This is a genomic window from Prescottella sp. R16, from assembly GCF_030656875.1.
GTDB lineage: Bacteria > Actinomycetota > Actinomycetes > Mycobacteriales > Mycobacteriaceae > Prescottella.
In genome coordinates this window covers 381,773-403,318 of sequence record NZ_CP130943.1, presented here as the reverse complement: position 1 = coordinate 403,318, position 21,546 = coordinate 381,773, and the positions used below count along the sequence as shown (strand labels likewise).

Below are 21,546 nucleotides of genomic sequence, written 5' to 3'. Positions count from 1 at the left end.
CTCGAGGTCGGTGCCGGCCCAGACCTGCGGGCACGCTCGGGACAGGCCCGCAACCGGCACGGACTCAGCACCCTGGACGCTACGCCTTCCCCCGACGGTTGGCTACGGATTCCCACGCGTACCGCCCCGGCACCGCTCGGTAGGCTGCAACGATGCCGAACAATGCCGACAATGCAGCGCATACAGGACGTTTCGCTCCGAGTCCGTCGGGCGATCTGCATCTCGGCAATCTCCGTACGGCCCTGCTCGCCTGGCTGTTCGCCCGCAGCACCGGACGCCGCTTCGTCGTCCGGGTCGAGGATCTCGACCGGGTCCGGCCCGGAGCGCAGCAGCGGCAGCTCGACGACCTCGCCGCGATCGGCCTCGACTGGGACGGCGACGTCGTCCACCAGTCCGCACGGCTCCCCCTGTACGACGCCGCCATCACCCGCCTGCACCGCGCCGGCCTGACCTACGAATGTTTCTGTACGCGAAAGGAAATCCTCGAAGCGGCGGCTGCACCCCACGCACCCGCCGGCGCCTACCCGGGCACGTGCCGCAACCTCACCCCAGAGGAACGCGACGAACGGCGAGCCGGTGGGCGCCCACCAGCGATCCGCCTGCGGGCCGGTACCGACACCTTCACCGTCCACGACGAACTCCACGGCCACTACACCGGAACGGTCGACGACCTCGTCCTGCGACGCGGCGACGGCATCCCCGCCTACAACCTCGCGGTCGTCGTCGACGACGCCGCCCAGGGCATCGACCAGGTGGTACGCGGCGACGACCTGCTGTCGTCGGCGCCCCGCCAGGCCTACCTGGCCGGACTGCTCGACCTGCCCGCCCCGACGTACGCGCACGTCCCGCTCGCCCTCAATTCCGACGGCAAACGTCTCGCCAAACGCGACGGCGCCGTCACCCTCGCCGACCAGCAGGCCCTCGGCCGCACCCCCGCCGACGTCCTCTCCGTCCTCGCGTCGTCGCTGGGCCTGGCAGCGGAAGGCGAGACCGTCACCGTCGAACAACTTCTCGACCGCTGGGATCCCCGCACGCTGCCACGCGAACCGTGGATCTTTCCGTCGTGAAGACCCCGGCGTAGCTCCCACAAAACCAACCGATTGCCACGTAGGGTGTGGGATCGCACGCCCGACATTGGCCGATCCACGACGAAAACCAGGTACAGCCATGACCACTGGTGGACACGATCCGAACCAGACCCCCGACGGTGGTGACAGCGGTCAGCAGCCCGGCGCCACTCCCCCACCCGGGAACTACCCGCCGCCGCCCGGCAGTTACCCACCACCCCCGCCCGGCAACTATCCGCCGCCCCCGTCCGGCAACTATCCGCCGCCTCCACCGGGCGGCTTCCCGCCGCCTCCGGGAGCGCAGGGCGGATTCCCGCCGCCGCCCGGGAACTATCCCCCACCCCCGCCGGCGTTCGACTCCGGTTTCGGGCAGCGTCCCGTCGGCCCCCCGCCCGGCGGCCTGTCCGTGGGCGCCGCCATCTCCTACGGCTGGAAGAAGTTCACGGCCAATGCAGGCGTCTGGGTCGGCATCCTGGTCGTCGCCGCGGTGATCTCGATCGTCGTCTCGCTGCCGTGGAGTATCGGGCGGGACACCGACGACCTCACCGACCTGTCGGCCTCGTTCAGCCTGTGGCAGATCATCGGGAACATCGTCTCGATCGTCGTCGGCTACCTGATCTCGGCCGCTCTCATCCGCGGCGCTCTGCACGAAACCGACGGCCGCCCGCCCGGCTTCGCATCGTTCTTCGAGTTCAAGAACGTCGGCGCGATCATCCTCGCGAGCTTCCTCGTGGGCGTGATGACCGGTATCGGCTTCGTCCTGCTCGTCATCCCGGGTCTCGTCATCGCGTTCCTGACGTGGTGGACGCTCGAGTTCGTCGTCGACCAGGACCAGGACGCGATCACCGCGATCAAGTCCAGCTTCGGGGCGATCGCGTCGAACTGGAGCACTCTGCTGCTGCTCGCGCTCGCGCTGTTCGGCCTCAACATCGTCGGCACCCTGCTGTGCTTCGTGGGCCTGCTCGTGACCATCCCGGTCACCATCCTCGCCTCCACGTACGCGTACCGCGTCACCGTCGGCGGCCCCGTCTACCAGTAGTACCTCCCGTTTTGTGCATGTAGCGCGGCTCGGACCCGGTCCGGGACCGCGCTACATGCACAAAACGGGCACGGGCGGGGGGGACGGGTCACGTCACACCACCGCGGGTGCTTGGATGGCGCGGTGACAGAGTCAGTGCAGTCCCCGCAATCCCCGCAGTCCCGGCCACCCGCGGCGTCCGATCCGGCCGCCTTCGCACTCGTCAGCCGCGGCCACTACGCCACCCTGGTGGCCCTGTTCGCGGTGACACTGCTGATCTCCAATATCTGCGCGACCAAGGGCGTCGCCTTCTTCACCGGACACGACGTCACCGTCGGCCCGTTCCAGGTCCTGCCGATCATCACCGACGGCGGCTTCTTCCTGTTCCCCCTCGCGTACGTCGTCGGTGACGTCCTCAGCGAGGTGTACGGATTCAAGGCCACCCGCCGCGCCATCTACATCGGCTTCGGCTCCATGCTGCTGGCCACCGGCAGCTTCTGGCTCACCCAGCAGTTGCCGGCCGCCGACTTCTACGAGAACGAAGCCGCATTCGACGCCGTCGTCGGTGTCGTACCGCGCATCCTGATCGCCGGGCTCGCCGGCTACCTCGTCGGACAGCTCCTCAACTCCGCCGTCCTCGTCCTCATCAAGGAACGCACCCGCGAGAAGCACCTGTGGGCGCGGCTGATCGGCTCCACCGTCGTCGGCGAATTCGCCGACACCCTCATCTTCTGCTCCATCGCGGCCGGCGCGATCGGCATCTCCACGTGGTCGGACTTCGTCAACTACGTGATCATCGGATTCGTGTGGAAGACGCTCGTCGAGATCCTCGTCATGCCGGTGACGTACCGGGTGATCGCGTACGTGAAGAAACACGAACCCGGCTACGCGCCACTGCCCGACGGCCGGCTGCCCTGACGATCGGCCGTCAATACCCGTTCGCGACGGCGACGAGCACGAAGATCAGGAAAACGAGGAACAGGGTGACGAACACGCCGCCCACCACGATCCCCGCGATCGCCAGACCGCGTCCCTGCTGACCGGTCCGCTTGATCTGGCCGAGCGCCAGAACACCCAGGACGATCCCGACGAGCGCGGGAAACCCGTAGAAGAAGCCCAGGCTGGACGCGATCAGCGACCCGATCGCGAGACCGTTCGTACCGACCGGCACCGGATGCTGCGGATACCCGCCGTACGGTGCCGTCGGATACGACGGCGGCATCTGCCCGTACGGCTGGGGCTGTCCGTACCCGGGCGTCCCGAACTGCTGCGGCTGCCCGAACTGCGGTGGCGGCCCGTACTGGGGGCCGGGCCCGAACCCCGGGCCCGGAAACTGCGGGAATCCGCCCGCCGGAGGCTGCTGCGCAGGATCGACGGGACCGTCCCCGTGAGTCGTCATGGCGCCGAGACTAGGACACCCGTCCGATCAGACGCGGGACGCCCCGTAGAACCGGCCCAGCATCTCGGCCCTGTACTCCTCGAAGTAGCCGCCGTCGATGCTGTCGCGGATCCGGTCGACGAGTCGCACCGTGAACCGCTCGTTGTGAATGGTGCACAGCGTGGACGCCAGCATCTCCTTCGCCTTGAACAGGTGGTGGATGTAGGCGCGCGTGTAGTTCGCGCACGTGTAGCAGTCGCACTCGTCGTCGATCGGGGTGAAGTCCCGCCGGAACCGCGCCGTGTTGATGTTGAAACGGCCGTCCGGGTGATAGATCGCGGCGTTGCGGGCGACCCGTGACGGGTTGACGCAGTCGAACGTGTCGGCGCCGTTCTCGATCGCCACGAACATGTCGTCCGGCTCGCTGATCCCGAGCATGTGCCGCGGCTTGTGCTCGGGCAGTTCCTCGTTGACCCAGCGCACGATCGTGCCGAGATTCTGCTTCTCGAGCGCGCCACCGATGCCGTAGCCGTCGAAACCGCGGCCGCTCGCCCCCCTGATCGACTCCAGCCCGCGGGCCGCCTGCCGACGCAGATCCTCGTACTGCGCGCCCTGCACCACCCCGAACAGTGCCTGGTACGGCCGGTGCGCGCGTTCCGCCGTCAACTTCTCGTGCTCGGCGATGCACCGCACCGCCCACGCCTGCGTCCGCTCGACCGACATCTCCTGATAGCCGCGCGTGTTCATCAACGTGGTGAGCTCGTCGAACGCGAACATGATGTCGGCACCCAGCTGATGCTGGATCCGCATCGACACCTCCGGAGTGAACCGGTGCGCCGACCCGTCCAGATGCGACTTGAACGTCACCCCGTCGTCGTCGACATGCGCCAGCCGCTCCTTGCCGGCCGCGATGACGTCGTCGGACTGCACTCCGACGGACTCCATCGCCAGCACCTTCTTGAACCCGACCCCGAGCGACATCACCTGGAAACCGCCGCTGTCGGTGAACGTGGGCCCGTCCCAGTTCATGAACTTGCCCAGGCCGCCGGCCTCGTCGACGATGTCCGGCCCCGGCTGCAGATACAGGTGGTACGCGTTCGCGAGGACCGCCTGCGCACCCAGTTCCTTCATCGACTCCGGCAGCACCGCCTTCACGGTCGCCTTCGTACCCACCGCGATGAACGCGGGCGTCCGGATGTCCCCGTGCGGGGTGTGGACGACGCCGGTACGCCCCAGCTTGTCGGGCAGGCGGGTGCCCACCGTGAAGAACGGATCGGACGGGGTCGGCACAACATCGCTCACCTGGACATGGTGTCACAGCCGAGGTGCGGCACCTCGGCTCCCGGTCGGGCGCACGGTGAGGATCTGCGAGGACGTGCCGATCGGGCCCTTCTCGTCGCTGACCACACTGTGGGTCAGCCCGACACCGGAGGCACCGAAGCTCACCGTGGTGTCGAATCCGACCCATTCGCCCTGCGGTTCCGCGAAGAGATGGAGGGTGAGGTCCAGATTGGGGAACGCGACGTCCACGGGGCTGATGCGTGTCGTCATACCGTTGGCGATGTCGAGCAGGCCGGCGGTCCGGGCGACCGGGCCGATCTTCTCGCCGCCGACCAGCGCCACCGGGGTGCGTACCCAGAACGAGGCGCGACCGGGTTCGACCTGGTCTCGCCGGATCTCCGCCGACGCGATGAAGCCCCCGGGCCACACGGTCGTCGCATCCCACGCCGGCATCGCGTCGGGCGCGGCGATCCCCGGGAACGACGTGCCGCCGATCGGCTCGGTGTCGTAGGCCTGCATCAGCCAGGCCCGGGCGACGACAGCGGCGCGACCCCCATGGCTGAGCGTGGCCTCCACCAGCTCGATCGTGCGGCCGGCCCGCAGCACCCGAACCGACGTCTCGACCTCACCGATGGGCAGGGTCCCGAGGATGTCGTACGAGATCCTGCCGATGCTCAGGCCGTCACCGCGCCGGGCGTCCCGGTCGGTCTCGACGACGTGGGCCAACAGTCCCAGGGCCGGCGCGACGTGCTGTTCCTCGGTGTTCCACGCGCCACCCGTGTAGGAGGTGGCCAGGAAGGTCGATTCGGTCAGTCGTTCGAAGTAGTGAATCGGTCTCTCCCTACAGGCTCGGTGCGGACACACCGTCGATCACGATCCGCCCATCAAACCAGTCCGATACACGAACCCCGGTACCGGTTCGCGTACCGCAGCGGCGGGTTACGCGCGCTCGACCGCGGTGAACAGCAGATACTCCCAGTCCATCGCGAACGATCCGTCGCCGACGTCGAACTGCCGGGCCAGGTCGGCGAGGGCGGTGTCGAGGGACGCGACCTTGTCGGCATCGTCGGATATCGCCTTGTACACCGCGATCGTCGGCCCGTAGTTGGTCTTGAAGTAGTCCCGGAACGCCTCGGGTCCGTCGAAGTGGTCGACCCGTACGACGTCCCGGCTCGCGACGACGTCGGCGACTCGATCCCCGAGCAGGTCCCGCACGTGGGTCTCGTCGCCCCACAGCGGAGGCGGCTGCGCACCGGGCGGGGGCGGCGGCGCGTACGGTTTCATCGCCGCGAACATCCGGCCGACGAAGCCCTCCGGCGTCCAGCTGAGCAGCCCGATCGTGCCGCCGGGCCTGCACACCCGAACCAACTCGTCGGCACTGTCTCGGTGGTGCGGGGCGAACATGACACCGACGCACGACAGCACGACGTCGAACTCGTCGTCCGCGAACGGCAACGCTTCGGCGTCGGCCTCCTGCCACTCGAGGTGGGCTCCGCGCTCGGCGGCGAGTTCGCGGCCACGCTCGAACAGTTCGGGCGTGAGATCCGACGCCACCACCTCGGCACCTGCGAGTGCGGCGGGGATCGCGGCGTTGCCGGTACCGGCGCCGACATCGAGGACGCGTTGCCCGGCGTGCACCCCCGCCGCGCGGGTCAGGACCGCGCCCAGGTCGGGGATGATGTCGGCCGCGACGGCCGGGTAGTCGCCCGACGCCCACACCGCACGGTGTTTCACCTTGAGCGCGCGATCGGCTTCCTTGGCTACAAGTGATTCGCTCATGATTCGAGCGTGCGCCGGAACACCGTCCGACACCAGGTACCCGAGGGGTGGGGCTCATCCACCCGTCACACCGAACAGCCGCCTCAGCGGAACGCCGCGTGCCCCGTCAACGCCCGACCGATCGACAGCAGATGCATCTCGCTGGTCCCCTCGTACGTGAGCACCGACTCGAGGTTGTTGGCGTGCCGCAGCGGCGAGTACTCGAGCGTGATGCCGTTGGCGCCGAGGATGGTTCGGCATTCGCGGGCGATCGCGATGGCCTCGCGCACGTTGTTGAGTTTCCCGACGCTGATCTGGTCGGGGGTGATCTCACCGCGGTCCTTCATCCGGCCCAGCTGCAACGCCAGCAGCATGCCCTTGCCGAGTTCGAGGGTCATGTCGGCGAGCTTCTCCTGCGTCAGCTGGTAGCCCGCGAGCGGACGGTCGAACACCTCCCGCGTCCCGGCGTATGCGATGGCCGTCTCGAGACTGTCCCGGGCCGCGCCGAGCGCGCCGAACACGATCCCGAACCGGGCCTCGTTCAGGCACGACAGCGGCGCCCGCAGCCCCCGCGCCTCCGGCAGCTGCGCCGACGCCGGTACCCGGACCCCGTCGAGCACCAGTTCCGAGGTGACCGACGCCCGCATCGACAGCTTGTGGGTCACCGTGTTCGCCGTGAAACCGGGTGTGTCCGTGGGGACGAGGAAGCCTCGCACACCGTCGTCGGTCTGCGCCCATACCGTCGCGACGTCGGCGAGACCACCGTTGGTGATCCACATCTTGGTGCCGTCGAGGATCCAGTCGCTGCCGTCGCGGCGGGCGCGGGTGCGCATGCCGGACGGGTTGGATCCGAAATCCGGTTCGGTGAGCCCGAAGCAGCCGAGCGCCTCCCCGGACGCGAGCCGCGGCAACCACTGCTGCTTCTGCTCCTCCGAGCCGAAGCGGTGGATCGAGAACATCGACAGTGATCCCTGCACCGACACGAAACTGCGCAGGCCGCTGTCGCCGGCCTCGAGTTCGAGGCAGGCCAGCCCGTAGGAGACGGCGTTGGTGCCGGCACACCCGTAGTCCTGCAGGTGCATGCCGAGCAGACCGAGGTCCCCGAGCTCGCGGGCGATCTCGCGCGGCAGCGTCCCCTGCTCGAACCAGTCCGGCAGCCGCGGCCGCAACCGGTCGTCCACCAGCCGTCGAACCGTGTCCTGAATGTCGCGTTCCTCGTCGGTGAGGAGGGCATCGATCCCGAACAGGTCCAACGGCTTCATGGTCATTGCTACTCCTGCTACTCCACTGCTCCCACGAACTGACTGTTGTACAGGTCGTAGTACGCGCCGCGCTGCTCGAGCAGCCCGTCGTGGCTACCCTGTTCGACGATACGGCCCTTGTCCATGACGACGATCAGATCGGCGTCACGAATCGTCGACAGCCGGTGCGCGATCACGAAGCTCGTACGGTCGCTGCGCAGCACCGCCGTCGCCTGCTGCACCAGCAGTTCGGTGCGGGTGTCGACGGAACTGGTGGCCTCGTCGAGGATCAGGATCGACGGCTGCGCGATGAACGCCCGCGCAATCGTGATCAGCTGCTTCTCACCGGCCGAGATGTTGCTGCCCTCTTCGTCGATGACCGTGTCGTAGCCGTCGGGCAGCATGTGCACGAACCGATCGACGTAACTCATCCGGGCCGCCTCGTACACCTGCTCGTCGGTGGCGTTCGGGTGCCCGTACGCGATGTTGTCGCGGATCGTGCCACCGAACAGCCACGTGTCCTGCAGGACCATGCCGATCCGCGAACGCAGGTCGTCGCGGGTCATCTGCGCGATGTCGGTGCCGTCGAGTGTGATCCGGCCGCCGTTCACCTCGTAGAACCGCATGACGAGGTTCACCAGCGTCGTCTTGCCGGCACCCGTCGGGCCGACGATCGCGACCATCTGGCCGGGTTCCGCCGTCAGCGACAAGCCCTCGATGAGCGGGGTGTCCGCGTCGTAACCGAATCGGACGTCCTCGAACTCGACCCGGCCCCGGACGACGGCCGGGGACTGTGCGGGCTCCGGGTCGGGGCTCTGTTCCTCCTCGTCGAGGACCGCGAACACGCGTTCGGCGGATGCGATACCGGACTGCAGCAGGTTCACCATCGACCCGATCTGCGTGATCGGCTGCGTGAACTGACGCGAGTACTGGATGAACGCCTGCACGTCACCGAGGGTCATGGTGCCCGACGCGACCCGCATACCACCGATCACGGCGATCGCGACGTAGTTGAGGTTGCCGAGGAACATGACCGCCGGCATCACCATGCCGGAGATGAACTGCGCCATGAACCCGGACCGGTACAGCTGCTCGTTCTTCTCCTGGAACTCGGCCTGCACCTCACGGTGACGTCCGTACGCGGTGACGAGTTCGTGCCCGGTGAGGGATTCCTCGATCTGCCCGTTGAGTTCGCCGGTGGTCTTCCACACCGACACGAAGTGCGGCTTGGACCGCTTGGCGATCTTCGCGGCGACGAACGCCGACACCGGCACCGTGAGCACCGCGATCAGCGCCAGCAGCGGCGAGATCGTGATCATCATCGCGAGGATGCCGATGACGGTGAGGATCGACGTCAGCAGCTGGCTGAGAGTCTGCTGCAAGCTCTGCGACACGTTGTCGATGTCGTTGGTGACACGGCTGAGCAGGTCACCACGAGAATTGGTGTCGAAGTAGCGCAGCGGCAGCCGGTGGAGCTTCTGTTCGACGTCGTTGCGCAGCCGGCGCACCACCCCCTGCACGATGATGTTGAGCAGGTACGCGGACGCCCACGCCACCACCGACGACACCACGTACAGGGCCAGCACCAGCGCCAGGACCCGGCCGACAGCGGTGAAGTCGATGCCGACACCGGGCACCACGTTCATGCCGGAGACCATGTCGGCGAACTGGTTCTGGCCGTCCGCCCGCAGCGCCTCGACGGCCTGTTCCTTGGTGAGGCCCTCCGGCAGCTGCCGGCCGACGACACCGTCGAAGATGATGTTGGTGGCGTGGCCGAGCAGGCGCGGGCCGATCACCGTCATCACGACGCTGGCGGTGGCGAGCAGCAGGACCACGATCACCGCGGTCCGGTGCGGACTCAGGCGTCCGAGCAGACGCTTCATCGATGCACCGAAGTTCTCGGCCTTCGCCGTCGGTGCGGGCGCGCCCGGGATCGGCGGGGAGGACTGGGTCGTGGTGCTCACAGTGCCTCCTGGGCGGAACGCTGGGACTCGACGATCTCGACGTACGTCGGGCACGTCTCGAGGAGTTCCTCGTGGGTGCCGATACCGACAATGGCACCTTCCTCGAGGACCACGATCTGGTCGGCGTCGACGATCGTCGACACGCGCTGCGCGACGATGATCACGCACGCCTTCTCGGTTTCGGGGCGCAGTGCCGCCCGCAGCCGGGCGTCGGTCGACAGGTCGAGCGCCGAGAACGAGTCGTCGAACAGGTAGATCGACGGGCGCCGCACGAGAGCCCGGGCGATCGCCAGGCGCTGCCGCTGGCCACCGGAGACGGTGGTGCCGCCCTGCGCGACAGCGGTTTCGAGGCCGTCGGGCATCTCGCGGACGAAGTCGGCGGCCTGCGCGATCTCGAGGGCCCGCCACAGTTCGTCGTCGGTGGCGTCCGGCTTGCCGTACCGCAGGTTGCTCGCGATCGTCCCGGAGAACAGGAACGGCTTCTGCGGCACCAGTCCGATGTGGGAGCGCAGGGTTTCCGGGTCGAGTTCGCGGACATCGGTGAACGACACCTGCACCGAGCCGTCCGTGACGTCGATCAGACGCGGGATCAGGCCGAGCAGTGTGGTCTTGCCGGAACCGGTGGCACCGACGATCGCGGTGGTCATGCCCGGCTCCGCGGTGAAGCTGATACCGCGCAGCACCGGTTCCTCGGCGCCCGGGTACTGGAATTCGGCGTCGCGCAGTTCGACGCGGGCGGGCTGACGCATCACCGACACGGGCGCGCCGGGGGGCACCACCGACGGCTCGGTGTCGAGGACCTCGGTGATGCGCTCGGCGCACACCGCGGCGCGCGGCGCGAGGATCGCGAGCATCGACGCCATCAGCACCGCCATGAGGATCTGCATGATGTAGCTGAGCATCGCGGTCAGCGAGCCGATGCCCATCTCACCGTTGTCGATGAGGTGACCGCCGAACCACAGCACCGCAACGCTGGTGAGGTTCGCGATCATCATGACGATCGGGATCATCATCGCCATCATGCGGCCGACCCGCAGGGCGGTGTCGGTGAGGGAGCCGTTGGCGTCGTCGAACCGTTCGGCCTCGGACCGTTCCCGCACGAAGGCACGGACCACCCGGATGCCGGTGATCTGTTCGCGCAGGACCCGGTTGACGGCGTCGATGCGGGTCTGCATGGTCCGGAACTCCGGGACCAGTTTCGTGATCAGCACGATCATCGTCAGCGCCAGCAGCGGAACGCTGACCGCGAGCACCCACGACAGGCCGGCATCCTGCCGGATCGCCATGATGATGCCGCCGATGCACATGATGGGGGCCATCACGAGGATGGTGGCGCTGAGCACCACCATCATCTGTACCTGCTGCACGTCGTTGGTGCTGCGGGTGATGAGCGACGGGGCCCCGAACCGGCCGAACTCGCGGGACGAGAACGCCCGCGCCCGACCGACGACGGCGGCGCGCACGTCGCGGCCGAAGCCCATCGCGGCCCGCGCACCGAAGTACACGGAGCCGATCGAGCAGATGATCTGCACGACGGTGACCGCGAGCATCTTCGCGCCCGCGGTCATGATGTAGCCGGTGTCGCCGACCGCCACCCCGTTGTCGATCAGATCAGCGTTGACGCTGGGCAGATACAGCGCGGCACCGGTCGCGACGAGTTGGAGGAGGACGACGCCGACGAGGTCGCGCTTGTATGGCCCCAGATAGGTGCCGAGAAGTCTGATCAGCATGGTTTGCGAAGGTTACCAATCCGAAGGGCGAAAAGAGAGAGGTCGAGCCCATCTCGCAGGGCTCGACCTCTCTCTCGTCACGTGATGTTCACGCAGGTGTCCGGGTCAGGCTCGGGACAGGTCCGCGTCCGGCCGGGTGTCCGACTCCTGCTTCAGGGTGCGGGCCAACTTCTCGCCCTCGATGTCGACGTTCGGCAGGATCTTGTCGAGCCACTTCGGCAGCCACCACGCCTTGTCGCCCATGAGCGCCATCACCGACGGGATGATCACCATGCGGACGAGGAAGGCGTCGAAGAACACCGCGGCGGCGAGCGCGAAGCCGATCGACTTGATGAACGCGTTGGGTTCGAGCATGAACGCACCGAACACCGAGATCATGATCAGCGCGGCGGCGGTCACGACACGGGCGCCGTGGTTGAAACCGATGGTCATGGCCTTCTTCGCGGAGGCGCCGTGCACGTACTCCTCCCGCATCCGGGTCACCAGGAACACCTGATAGTCCATCGCGAGACCGAACACCACGCCGATCAGGAAGATCGGCATGAAGCTGACCAGCGGCTGCGGATTGGCGATCAGCCCACCCCAGCCCTCCTGGAAGATCGCGACGGTGGCGCCGAACGTGGCCGCGACGCTGAGCAGGAAGCCCAGGGCCGCGGTCAACGGCACCAGGATCGAGCGGAACACGAGCATCAGCAGGATGAACGCGAGCCCGACCACGATGATCAGATACGGCACCAGCGCGTCGAGCAGACGGTCCGAGATGTCGCTCTCGAGCGCGGCCTGACCGGTGACGCCGTAGTTGACGCCGATCTGTTCGTTGAGCGCGCCCTCACCGTCACGGATGGACTGCATCAGGTCGATGGTCTTCGCGTCCGTCGGTGAGCTGCCCGGGGTGACCATGATCTGCGCGGTGTCCCCGGCCGGGTTCATCGCCACGATCTGGGCGTTGACGACGTCGTCCTGCGCCGAGATGGTCCGGACGACCTCGCCGAACGCCTCCGGTGCCGGGACGGTGGCGTCCTTGGCGTCGACGACGACCAGCAGCGGCGAGTTGCGGCCCGGGCCGAACGCGTCGGACACCAGGTCGTAGGCCTGCCGTGAGCTGGTGGCGGGGTCGCCGGTGCTTTCGGAGGGCAGCGCCAGCTTGAGCCCGGTGGCCGGCAGCGCGAGCGCCGCGAGAACCACGATGCCGATGATCAGGGGGATCGCGGGCTTGCGGGCGACCCAGCCGGCGTAGCGGGCGGCCGGGCCGGGAACCGTGTCCTCGGCCTCCGGATCCGGAGCCTTGACGAACGGAATCCTGCCGGCGAACGCCTTCCGGCCCAGAAGCCCCAGAAAGGCCGGCAGGAAGGTGAGCGCGACGAGCACCGCGACGAACACCGCGAACGCCGCTGCCAGCCCCATGTCGCTGAGGAACTTGATGCCGACGACGCGGAGCGCGACGAGCGCGATGATCACCGTCAGGCCGGCGAAGACGACCGCCGAACCGGCGGTGCCGACCGCGCGGCCCGCGGCCTCCTCACGGTTGCCGCTGACGCTGACCTCGTGTTTGAAGCGGGAGACGATGAACAGCGAGTAGTCGATGGCGACGGCGAGACCGATCATCACCGCCAGCGTCGGGGTCATCGATCCGAGTTCGGTGAATCCGGTGGCGACGGTGATGCCGAGGCTGCCGATGCCGACACCGATGATCGCGGCGATCAGCGGCAGTCCGGCGGCGACGAGGGACCCGAACGTGAGCAGCAGGACCACGGCGGCGACGGCCAGGCCGATCAGTTCGGCGGAGCCACCGGGCATCTCGGGGGCCTGGGCTGCGCTGCCGCTGAGCTTGACGGTCAGTCCGGCGTCGCGGGCGACCTGCGCGGCGGCGTCGATCTGGTCGGTCAGTTCGGTGGTGACGTCCTTGAAGTCACCGCTGAACGGCACCTCCACGTAGCCGACGGTCTTGTCCGGGCTCAGTGGGGACAGGGCCGCGGCGTTCGCCAGCGCGACGTCGACGGGGGTGCCTGCCTGTTCGGCCTGAGCCGTCACCATCTGTGTCAGACCGGCGTCGGCGACCACCGGGTTGACCAGCGCACCCTGGGCCTCCTCCGGAGACGCGGTGGCCGGGTCGACCTTGGCGGCCGGGTCGACGAGGTCGATGCCGCGGACCTTCGCGAGGGTCGCGTCCATCGCAGCCTGGTTCTCCGGGCTGTCGAGGGTCTCGCCGTCCGGGGCGGCGAAGACGTACCGGGCGGAGATGGAACTGAACGGGTCCTTGGCCGATGCGGGGAACCGCTCGGCCATCAGGTCCTGCGCGTCCTGCGCGGGCGTGCCGGGGATGGAGAACGAGTCGTTCGTCGGCCCGGACAGGGTCGCGGCACCGACCCCCATCAGTACGAGGATGGCCAGCCAGATGGACAGGACCGTGCCTTTTCGCCGGTAGGCGAATCGACCGATCCGGTAGAGGTAGGTGGCCATGGGCCGCTCCTTCTTGATCGGGTGGGAACTAGCGGACGGGCAGGACGAGGCCGTGCCGCAGTTGATCGAATGCCTGGCGAACCACTTCTTCGGGATTCGCGGCCGAGGTTCGGCCGCTCGCCCACAGGTCCAGCGACGCCTTGCAGGCGGCACCGACGACCATGTGCAGCAGGTTGGGATACAGATCGGTGGCACCGTCGGTCCCGGTGCGCTCCGCGATGACGTCCGCGAGTACCGGGGTGATCCGCACATGCATCTCGAGTTTCTTCGCCAACAGGGTGGGGCTGGCGTCGATGAGTTCGGCGAGCGCCTGCATCTCCTCGATGTCGTGGGCCGGATCGGTGACCGCCCGGATCACGACACACTCGAGGGAATCGAGGATCGGCTCGGTTTCGGGCCGCTCCCGCAGCCATTCCGCCCACTCGTAGACCGACGCCTCGAGATGGTGCAGAACGGCCTCCTCCTTGCAGGAGAAGTAGTTGTGGAACGTGCGGACCGACACGCCCGCCTCGGCGGCGATCATGTCGGCGGTGACGGCGTCGATGCCGCGTTCACGCGCGAGACGGGCAGCGGCCTCACTGAGCGCGATGCGCGTCGCGGCCTTCTTCCGGTCCCGCAGCCCGAGGAGTTCACTCACTCCTTCGAAGGTACCCACGATGCAGAACTCTGCAATGTTGCAGAAGTCTGCAATATCATGAGATGCGACACACCGGCGGCTCGAGCGCACCCGACATCAGGGTCGGCGGCGGTGCCAGGCCCCCGGATCCGCCGTCAACTCGTCCACGAACTCCGGCAGCGCACCGGCCGCCACCTCTGCAATCGTGACCCCCTCGAGGACCGCGCGCAGATTGACACGGACCGCGATCCACACCCGCTGCAACGGTTCGGCCGCACCGTCGTACGCGACGTCCTCCGGTCGCTCCCCCCGCACCGACGCCAGCGGGCCCTCGACTGCGCGGATCACATCGGCGATCGTGATGTCGTCGGCGGGACGGGCGAGCCGGAACCCGCCGTCCGGACCGCGCCGACTGGTCACCAGACCGGCACGACGCAGATCCGCGAACACCGACTCGAGAAACTTGTACGGGAGCGACTGCGCGGCCGACACCGCATCCGCCTTGACCAGATCCGAGGACTCCGAGGACGCGGCCGCGAGTTCGACGAGGGCGCGCACCGCGCAGTCCACGCGCGCCGTGATGTGCATGCCTCCCCTTTCACCGCACCACCCGGGAGCGAGGCGGTGGATGCGCCACAGCCTACGACTGCGGCGCCGACGCGCGACGCGCCGTGGACCCGCTCCGGACGTCCGCAGCGACACCGTCCAGTGCCGTCCGGATCATCTGCCCGTACGCGTCGTCACCGAGCGCGTCGAGACAGTCGGTGGCGGCATCGAGATGGGTGCGTGCGGCGTCGAACGAGCCGAGGCGACGGAGGTTGTCGGCGAGATTGAGGTGCAGCGACGGGTAGAAACCGCGGACGGTGAGGGTCGCGTGGTGCTGCTGTGCCCGGTCGTCGGTGAGCGCGGCCGCGGCGTCGAGTGCCCGCACGTCCCACATCAGCGCCTGCGCGGGGTCGTCGTACAGGTCGGCGAGGTAGTGCGCGAGGGTGCACCGATGGAGCGGATCGCCGCTCGGCGAGATCTCGGCCCACAGGTCCACCAGCGTGGACCGGGCCGCGTCGGTGTCGCCGTCACGGCCGAGCATCACCGCGCGGGTGATCGTGTCCATCGTCGGATCGGGTGCAGTCATGGGAATCGTCCTGTCTCTCTAGGTGTCCGATGCGCTGGGCATCGCGAGGGTGGTGAGGGTGCCGTCGGTCGCGGACCGGATCACGACGGGCAGATCGGGGGCGGCGACGTCGAGCATGAGGTCGGGTCCGACGGCGGTGACGATCGCGGACAGCAGGTTTCCGCGCCGGAAGGCCAGGGCCACTTCGGGTCCGGTGACGTCGGCGATCAGCGGGGCGGACGGACCGTCGGCCGCACCGACGGTCAGCGTCCCGCCCGTCCCGGTGAGGCGGAGGGTGTCCTCGGCCGGGCCTTCGATCGCCGCGAGCAGGTCGTCGCGCCGGACCAGGATCCGGGTGCGCGACGGCGGCAGCGCGTCGAGCATCGTCCGGTAGTCGGGGTACTCGCCGTCCAGCGCCGGGCACCGGATCTCGCGGCCCTGGACCCCGACCAGCAGTGCGTCCGTGTCCGCGCGGACGGTCGCCTCCGCGGCGGGGGCCAGCTGCGTGAGAAGCTCCGCGAGATCCCCCGCGGACACCACGACGGACCACGTCGCGCCGGCGGCCGCTGCGGGCAGACTGCGGGTCGACAGCCGGTAGCGGTCGGTCGCGGTCAACGTCACCGCACCGTCGCCCACCTCGATCAGGATGCCGGTGAGGATCGGGAACTCGGTGTCGGTGGCGGCGGCCGGCAGGACCCGACGGACCGCGTCCGCGAACAGCCGGACCGGCAGGACCACCGAGGTTCCGGGCTCCCCCACCGGCCGGGACGCCTTGATCGACGCGGCCACCGCGGCCGCCGCGTCGGCACGGTCCCGGAGATACCGGACGTGTTCGTCCAGCAGACGGTCCGCCTCTCCGGGCTCGGCGGACAGGATCCGGGTCACCGCGTCCAGCGGCACGTCGATCGACCGCAGCCGGCGGATCGTCGACGCCCGCTCGCGCTGGGCACCGGAGTAGTACCGGTAGCCGGTGGCCGGGTCGATGTACACCGGCGCGAGCAGGCCGCTGTCGTCGTAGAACCGCAGCGCGCTCGGGGTCAGGCCGGTGGCCCGGGCAAAGGCGCCGATCGTGGCGAGGTCGTCGGTTCCGGATGCACTCACGCGGCCATCATGAAGTCTCGACCAGGTCGAAGGTCAAGCCACTCTGCTGCGCGCGTCCGCCTCGGTGATCGCGGGATCCTCCGACACCGCCGGGTTCTCGACGGTGAGTTCCTCGGGGTCCTCGGTGATCGGATCCGTCTGCGCGGTGATCTTCTTGCCGCGACCGATCACGATCCACGCCACGAGGGCGACGACGAGGCACGTGATCGCGCCCAGCATCAGTCCGGCGCGGCCGCCCCACTGCTGGCTGACCCAGCCGGCGATCGGGCCGCCGATGGCGGTCGAGCCCTGGAACGCCGTCGCCCACAGCGCCATGACGCGGCCCCGCATCTGCGGTTCGGCCTCCAACTGCAGGGTGCTGTTGGTGGTGGAGTTGAACGCGATGCTGACGGCGCCGACGATCACGAGCGCGATCAGCGCCACCGCCAGCGTGGGCGCAGCGGCCGCCGCGACCATCGAGAAGCCGAACGCCGCGGCCGCGACGATCAGGACGCGGGTGCCGGTACGGCCCCACGTCGCGACCAGCAGTCCGCCGCACACCGCTCCGATGCCCATCGCGGCCGTCATGAAGCCGTACGCCTCCGAACCGGCGTCGAAGGTCTGCTCGGCGACGATCGGGAGCACCACCTGGAACTCGAATGCGAGACAACCGATGAACGCCATCATCAACAGCGGCACAGCGAGATTGCGATTGCTCCGGACGTAGCGCAGTCCCTCGCGGAGCTGGCCGCGGGCGCGTTCCATCGGCGGCGACGGGTGCAGTTCGGCAACGTTCAGCCGCAGCAACGACGACACCACCGCGACGAAACTGGCGGCGTTGAGCAGGAAGCAGATTCCGAGTCCACCCGCGGCGATCGTCATACCCGCGATCGCCGGACCGACGATGCGAGACGCGCTCACCAGTGTGGACTGGAGGCTGACGGCGTTTCGGAGATCTTGCGGACCGACCATTTCCAGCAGGAAGGACTGCCGCGCCGGGTTCTCGAAACAGTTGTTGAGCCCCAGCAGCACCGCGAGCACGTACACATGCCAGAGCTGCACGGTGCCGGTGATCGTGAGGAGACCCAACACGAGGGCCTGCACTCCCATCATCGACTGCAACCCGATCATGAGCTTGCGCTTGTCGACGCGGTCGGCGACGACACCGCCATAGGGGCCGAGCAGCAGGACCGGCAGGGTCTGCAAGGCGACGACCAGGCCGATCGCGGTGCCCGACCCGGTGAGCTCGAGGACCAGCCAGGACTGCGCGACGAGCTGCATCCAGGTGCCGACGAGCGAGACGGCCTGCCCGCTGATGAAGCGCCGGAAGTTCCGATTGGCCAGTGCCGCGAAGGTCTGACGCCCGAGGGCGCCGGCGGCCGTCATGATCGAGCCGTGACCCGGGCTCGACACATCTCGTCGCCGAGAGCCTCGAGGGCCGGGAGGGCGGCGAGCAGATCCTGGGTCTTCGTCTCGGGGAGCTGGGCGAGGTACGCGGCGAACAGTCGGGTCCGCTTCTCGCGGAGTTCGGTGTGCAGGGCGATCCCCGCGGGCGTCGCCGACACCATGACCGCGCGGCGGTCGTCGGGGTGCGGGGAGCGTTGCAGCAGACCCGCAGTCTCCATCTTGCCGATCATCCGCGACAGCATCGTCGGGTTGAGCGTCTCGATCTCGGCCATCTCGCTGGCACGGATCGGTCCGCGCCGCACTGCCGTCGTCAGGATCGAGAACTGCGACTTGGTCAGCTCACCGCCCGACGTCTGCCGATCGACCTGCCGCGAAATGCGCCCGAGCGCGATCCGCAGCCGGGACACCTCGTCGTCGTCGAAGAGGTTCGTCAACACCCACCTCCATATATTTGCTTATCGGCAAGCATACTCCTGGTGGTGTGTCGGTCCGGGTCTCCACGAAGACGATCTACGACGCGCCGAGCCGGCTGCCCCAGTCCTCCACCGTCCCCGTGCCGACCCGGGCGGCGAACGTCTCCCGCCAGCTCGGGGACAGGGTCCCGAGGCCGCTCACCGCGGCCCACTCGTCGGCTGCGCCGGTGCGGCGGTCGAACAGCAACTGCAGGACGCGGGCGACGGGCCACTCGGGTTCGGGGCGGTCGATCAGGACGAGGCGGTCGCCGCACTGCACGTGCCCGGGCTGCAGCACCCGGTAGTACCAGCCGGTGTTGCGGACGGCCTGCATGCGCCGCGACACCCCGCGGGTCTCGAAACGGCGGTCGAGTTTCCAGCACGGCTGCCGGCCCTGTGACACCTGCACGGTCGCGGTCCCGACGGTGAACGTGTCGCCGATGCACACGTCGGCTTCCGTCACCCCGGTCGTGGAGATGTTCTCCCCGAATGCCCCCGGCCCGAGCTCCGCACCGGGAAGTTCACCGCGCCAGAACGGCAGGTGGTCAGCCGGATAGTGGTGGACGGCCTTCTCCGGGCCGCCGTGATGCCGCAGATCGGCCTGCTCGTCGCCGACGAACCCGGTCTCCGACAGCCACAGCGGACCGTCCACCGGCCGCTTGTAGATACCGCTGGTGGCGCCGCCACCGGGAAGTTCGCGGATCCGGCCGACGAGCAGGTCGTCCACCACTACGGACACCATCACTCCTCCCTCGAGTCAGAACAGCTGACCGGCGACGAACCCCGCGAGGAGTACTGCGAACCCGCCCATCTCACCGGCGATGAGCACCACCATAGCGACGTGCATCCCGCGGTCGGGGCGCTCGAACTGGTTGGTGGTGTCACGCAGCGCGCCGTGGACGATGTAGCTGACGATCGCAACGAGGAAGAAGAACACCAGCACCGCCGCCGCGGTCGCATCGACCCAGGTCGGCCAGGCACTGAGTTCGACGAACACCGCGACGAGCAACGTCGCGAACGCGTAGAGCAGCGCCGAGCGATGCGCGATGTCGACGTAGGGGTGTGCCAGGTGGTCGTCGGAGGTCACCATCTGACGGTATTTCCAGACCCCCAGCCCCAGCGCGAGCAGGAAGATCATGCCGGAGGCGAGAAGTGTTGCCGTCGTGTCGATTCCGAGTTCGATCTCCACGACGCCGCCTACCCGCAGGCCGTGGCGATGAGGTGGCGCAGGTGCACGGCATCGGCCTCGTCGAGGGGCAGCAGCGGCGGCCGCGGGTCGCCGGCCTCGATCCCGATGCTGCGCAGACCCGACTTGATCGTCGTCGGCAGCCCCCGGCTGACGATCGAGTCGAGGAACGGCCGGATCCGCTCGAAGTGCTCGGCGGCCGCCGCGCGCTCCCCTGCGACGACGAGTCGCCGGAATTCGACGATCTGCTGCGGGATCAGACAGGGTGCGGCCGTGCACCATCCGGCCGCACCGGCCTCGAAGGCCTGCTGTGCGAGCGGATTGCTCCCGTTGAAGAACGGCAACTCGCCCCCGCTGAGCTCGCGGAGCCGGTGCATCCGGGTGATGTCCCCGCTCGACTCCTTGACCATCGTGATGTTCTCGACGGTCGTGACCAGTTCGAAGAGGAACTCGGGGGTCATGTCGATGCCGGTGGTCGCGGGGTTGTTGTAGACCATCACCGGAATCGACACCGCGTCCGCGACGGCGGTGAAGTGCCGCCGCAGTTCCGTCTCGGTCAGCCGCCAGTACGACGTCGGCAGCACCATCACCGCGGTGGCACCGAGGCTCTCGGCGATGCGGGCACGCCGGACGGCGCCGGCCGTGGTCAGGTCACTCGCGCCGACGACGGTCGGCACGCGGCCGGCGACGTGGCCGACGGATTCGCCCGCCACGGTTTCCCACTCGCCGTGATCGAGGTACGAGCTCTCCCCGGTACTGCCGAGCGGCGCGACGGCGTCCACACCCGCGTCGATCATCCGATCGATGAGCAGGTGCAGGACCTCGACGTTGACCGTGTCCGCGTCCCGGGGCTGGAAGGGGGTCACCGGGTAGGCGACGATGCCGTTGATCGAGCTGTTCACGTGTGTACTCCTGGAAAGTTTCGGATCAGGGATGGTCGATCGCGTCCGGGTGCGCCCGCAGCGCCCTGCGCGCGTAGTAGCCGAAGTTGGCCTCGCTCCGGCGCGGTGTGAGCGTCCAGTCGTGTGCTTCCTTTGCCAGCCGCGGCGGCAGCGGCTTGATCTCACCGGCGGCCATCGCCAGCAACTGCAACTGCGCGGCCCGCTCGATGAGGTGCGCGAGCGAACACGCCTCCTCGATCGTCGATCCGACGACGAGCTGACCGTGGTGCGCCAGCAGGATGGCCCGTTTGTCGCCCAGCGCGCCGGCGATGATCTCGCCCTCCTCGTTGCCGACCGGAACGCCCGGCCAGTCCGGGAGGAACGCACAGTCGTCGTACAGCGGCGCCATGTCCATCTGCGACACCTCGAGCGGCACCTCGAGCATCGACAACGCCGCCGCGTGCAGCGGATGGGTGTGGACGATGCAGTTGACGTCGGGCCGTGCGCGATAGATCCAGCTGTGGAATCGGTTGGCGGGGTTGGCCATTCCGTCACCCTCCAGAACCGTGAGGTCCTCGTCCACGAGCAGCAGGTTGCCCTCGGTGATCTCGTCGAAGCCGAGTCCGAGGCGCTGCGTCAGGAAGGTGCCCGGAGTCGTGCCGCGCGCCGAGATCTGCCCGGCCAGCCCGGAGTCGTGGCCCGCGTCGAACAGTGCGCGACAGGTCAGCGCGATCTTCTGCCGGTCCGTCCACTGCTGCTTCGGGACACGCTCGAGCATCGCTGCCTTCGCGGTCTCCATAAGTTCGGTCTTGCCCAGATTCATCGTGGTTGCCATGCCGGTCTCCCTTCGACCCTCACCAGTTGATGACACTAGAAGCACGATAGGACACTTTGTGTCATATGTGCAACCAGGGTC

At 68.4% G+C, this 21,546-nt stretch carries 21 protein-coding genes; 3 read left to right on the top strand and 18 right to left on the bottom strand.

Annotated features, from left to right (window positions below):
- Positions 1-152 precede the first annotated feature (152 nt).
- The 3 genes from gluQRS to Q5696_RS01820 all read left to right on the top strand — a co-directional run bounded on the left by gluQRS (position 153) and on the right by Q5696_RS01820 (position 3,003).
- Complete coding sequence (gene gluQRS / locus Q5696_RS01830; RefSeq protein WP_305093541.1) at positions 153-1,067, top strand: tRNA glutamyl-Q(34) synthetase GluQRS; 915 nt, start codon at positions 153-155, stop codon at positions 1,065-1,067.
- Positions 1,068-1,167: 100 nt separating this feature from the next.
- A complete protein-coding gene (locus tag Q5696_RS01825; protein ID WP_305093540.1) occupies positions 1,168-2,106 on the top strand; it encodes a DUF2189 domain-containing protein in 939 nt (312 codons plus the stop codon).
- A gap of 135 nt (positions 2,107-2,241) precedes the next feature.
- The gene (locus Q5696_RS01820) at positions 2,242-3,003 is read left to right on the top strand and encodes a queuosine precursor transporter (protein ID WP_305095103.1); all 762 of its coding nucleotides are present in this window, start codon (positions 2,242-2,244) and stop codon (positions 3,001-3,003) included.
- A 10-nt stretch (positions 3,004-3,013) separates the two neighbouring features.
- Here the strand turns inward: Q5696_RS01820 and Q5696_RS01815 are convergent, their stop codons facing one another.
- From Q5696_RS01815 to Q5696_RS01730, 18 genes are all read right to left on the bottom strand, one after another.
- The gene (locus Q5696_RS01815) at positions 3,014-3,484 is read right to left on the bottom strand and encodes a DUF4190 domain-containing protein (RefSeq protein ID WP_305093539.1); all 471 of its coding nucleotides are present in this window, start codon (positions 3,482-3,484) and stop codon (positions 3,014-3,016) included.
- Positions 3,485-3,511: 27 nt separating this feature from the next.
- Complete coding sequence (gene tgt, locus Q5696_RS01810) at positions 3,512-4,765, bottom strand: tRNA guanosine(34) transglycosylase Tgt (protein ID WP_305093538.1); 1,254 nt, start codon at positions 4,763-4,765, stop codon at positions 3,512-3,514.
- Positions 4,766-4,777: 12 nt separating this feature from the next.
- Entirely contained in the window at positions 4,778-5,575 is a 798-nt protein-coding gene (locus Q5696_RS01805; RefSeq protein WP_305095102.1) for a thioesterase family protein, read from the bottom strand.
- Between the two features lie 108 nt (positions 5,576-5,683).
- Complete coding sequence (locus Q5696_RS01800; RefSeq protein WP_305093537.1) at positions 5,684-6,523, bottom strand: class I SAM-dependent methyltransferase; 840 nt, start codon at positions 6,521-6,523, stop codon at positions 5,684-5,686.
- An 83-nt stretch (positions 6,524-6,606) separates the two neighbouring features.
- Positions 6,607-7,770 (bottom strand): acyl-CoA dehydrogenase family protein, encoded by a 1,164-nt coding sequence (locus tag Q5696_RS01795; RefSeq protein WP_305093536.1) that lies wholly within the window; start codon positions 7,768-7,770, stop codon positions 6,607-6,609.
- Between the two features lie 11 nt (positions 7,771-7,781).
- Entirely contained in the window at positions 7,782-9,707 is a 1,926-nt protein-coding gene (locus tag Q5696_RS01790) for an ABC transporter ATP-binding protein (protein ID WP_370654844.1), read from the bottom strand.
- Positions 9,704-11,437 (bottom strand): ABC transporter ATP-binding protein, encoded by a 1,734-nt coding sequence (locus Q5696_RS01785; RefSeq protein ID WP_305093535.1) that lies wholly within the window; start codon positions 11,435-11,437, stop codon positions 9,704-9,706. Before Q5696_RS01785 ends, Q5696_RS01790 begins: the two co-directional genes overlap by 4 nt.
- Before the next feature lie 105 nt (positions 11,438-11,542).
- Positions 11,543-13,897 (bottom strand): MMPL family transporter, encoded by a 2,355-nt coding sequence (locus Q5696_RS01780; protein ID WP_305093534.1) that lies wholly within the window; start codon positions 13,895-13,897, stop codon positions 11,543-11,545.
- Between the two features lie 28 nt (positions 13,898-13,925).
- Positions 13,926-14,534 (bottom strand): TetR/AcrR family transcriptional regulator, encoded by a 609-nt coding sequence (locus Q5696_RS01775; protein ID WP_305093533.1) that lies wholly within the window; start codon positions 14,532-14,534, stop codon positions 13,926-13,928.
- Positions 14,535-14,630: 96 nt separating this feature from the next.
- Positions 14,631-15,101, bottom strand: coding sequence for an RrF2 family transcriptional regulator (locus Q5696_RS01770; RefSeq protein WP_305093532.1), 471 nt, complete (start codon positions 15,099-15,101; stop codon positions 14,631-14,633).
- A gap of 52 nt (positions 15,102-15,153) precedes the next feature.
- Entirely contained in the window at positions 15,154-15,645 is a 492-nt protein-coding gene (locus Q5696_RS01765; protein ID WP_305093531.1) for a hypothetical protein, read from the bottom strand.
- 18 nt (positions 15,646-15,663) lie between these two features.
- Positions 15,664-16,725 carry a DNA polymerase III subunit beta family protein gene (locus tag Q5696_RS01760; protein ID WP_305093530.1) on the bottom strand — a complete coding sequence of 354 codons (1,062 nt, stop codon included), beginning with the start codon at positions 16,723-16,725 and terminating at the stop codon, positions 15,664-15,666.
- A 33-nt stretch (positions 16,726-16,758) separates the two neighbouring features.
- Positions 16,759-18,090 (bottom strand): MFS transporter, encoded by a 1,332-nt coding sequence (locus tag Q5696_RS01755; RefSeq protein WP_305093529.1) that lies wholly within the window; start codon positions 18,088-18,090, stop codon positions 16,759-16,761.
- Positions 18,087-18,548 (bottom strand): MarR family winged helix-turn-helix transcriptional regulator, encoded by a 462-nt coding sequence (locus Q5696_RS01750; protein WP_370654843.1) that lies wholly within the window; start codon positions 18,546-18,548, stop codon positions 18,087-18,089. The genes Q5696_RS01755 and Q5696_RS01750 overlap by 4 nt, the downstream gene beginning before the upstream one ends.
- 73 nt (positions 18,549-18,621) lie before the next feature.
- The gene (locus Q5696_RS01745) at positions 18,622-19,302 is read right to left on the bottom strand and encodes an MOSC domain-containing protein (protein WP_305093527.1); all 681 of its coding nucleotides are present in this window, start codon (positions 19,300-19,302) and stop codon (positions 18,622-18,624) included.
- A gap of 18 nt (positions 19,303-19,320) precedes the next feature.
- Positions 19,321-19,701: a hypothetical protein gene (locus Q5696_RS01740; RefSeq protein ID WP_305095100.1), complete on the bottom strand. Its 381-nt coding sequence runs from the start codon at positions 19,699-19,701 to the stop codon at positions 19,321-19,323.
- A 59-nt stretch (positions 19,702-19,760) separates the two neighbouring features.
- The gene (locus Q5696_RS01735; protein WP_305093526.1) at positions 19,761-20,651 is read right to left on the bottom strand and encodes a dihydrodipicolinate synthase family protein; all 891 of its coding nucleotides are present in this window, start codon (positions 20,649-20,651) and stop codon (positions 19,761-19,763) included.
- A 25-nt stretch (positions 20,652-20,676) separates the two neighbouring features.
- On the bottom strand, positions 20,677-21,465 hold the full coding sequence (locus Q5696_RS01730) for an aldolase (RefSeq protein ID WP_305093525.1): 789 nt from the start codon (positions 21,463-21,465) through the stop codon (positions 20,677-20,679).
- Between the last annotated feature and the right edge of the window lie 81 nt (positions 21,466-21,546).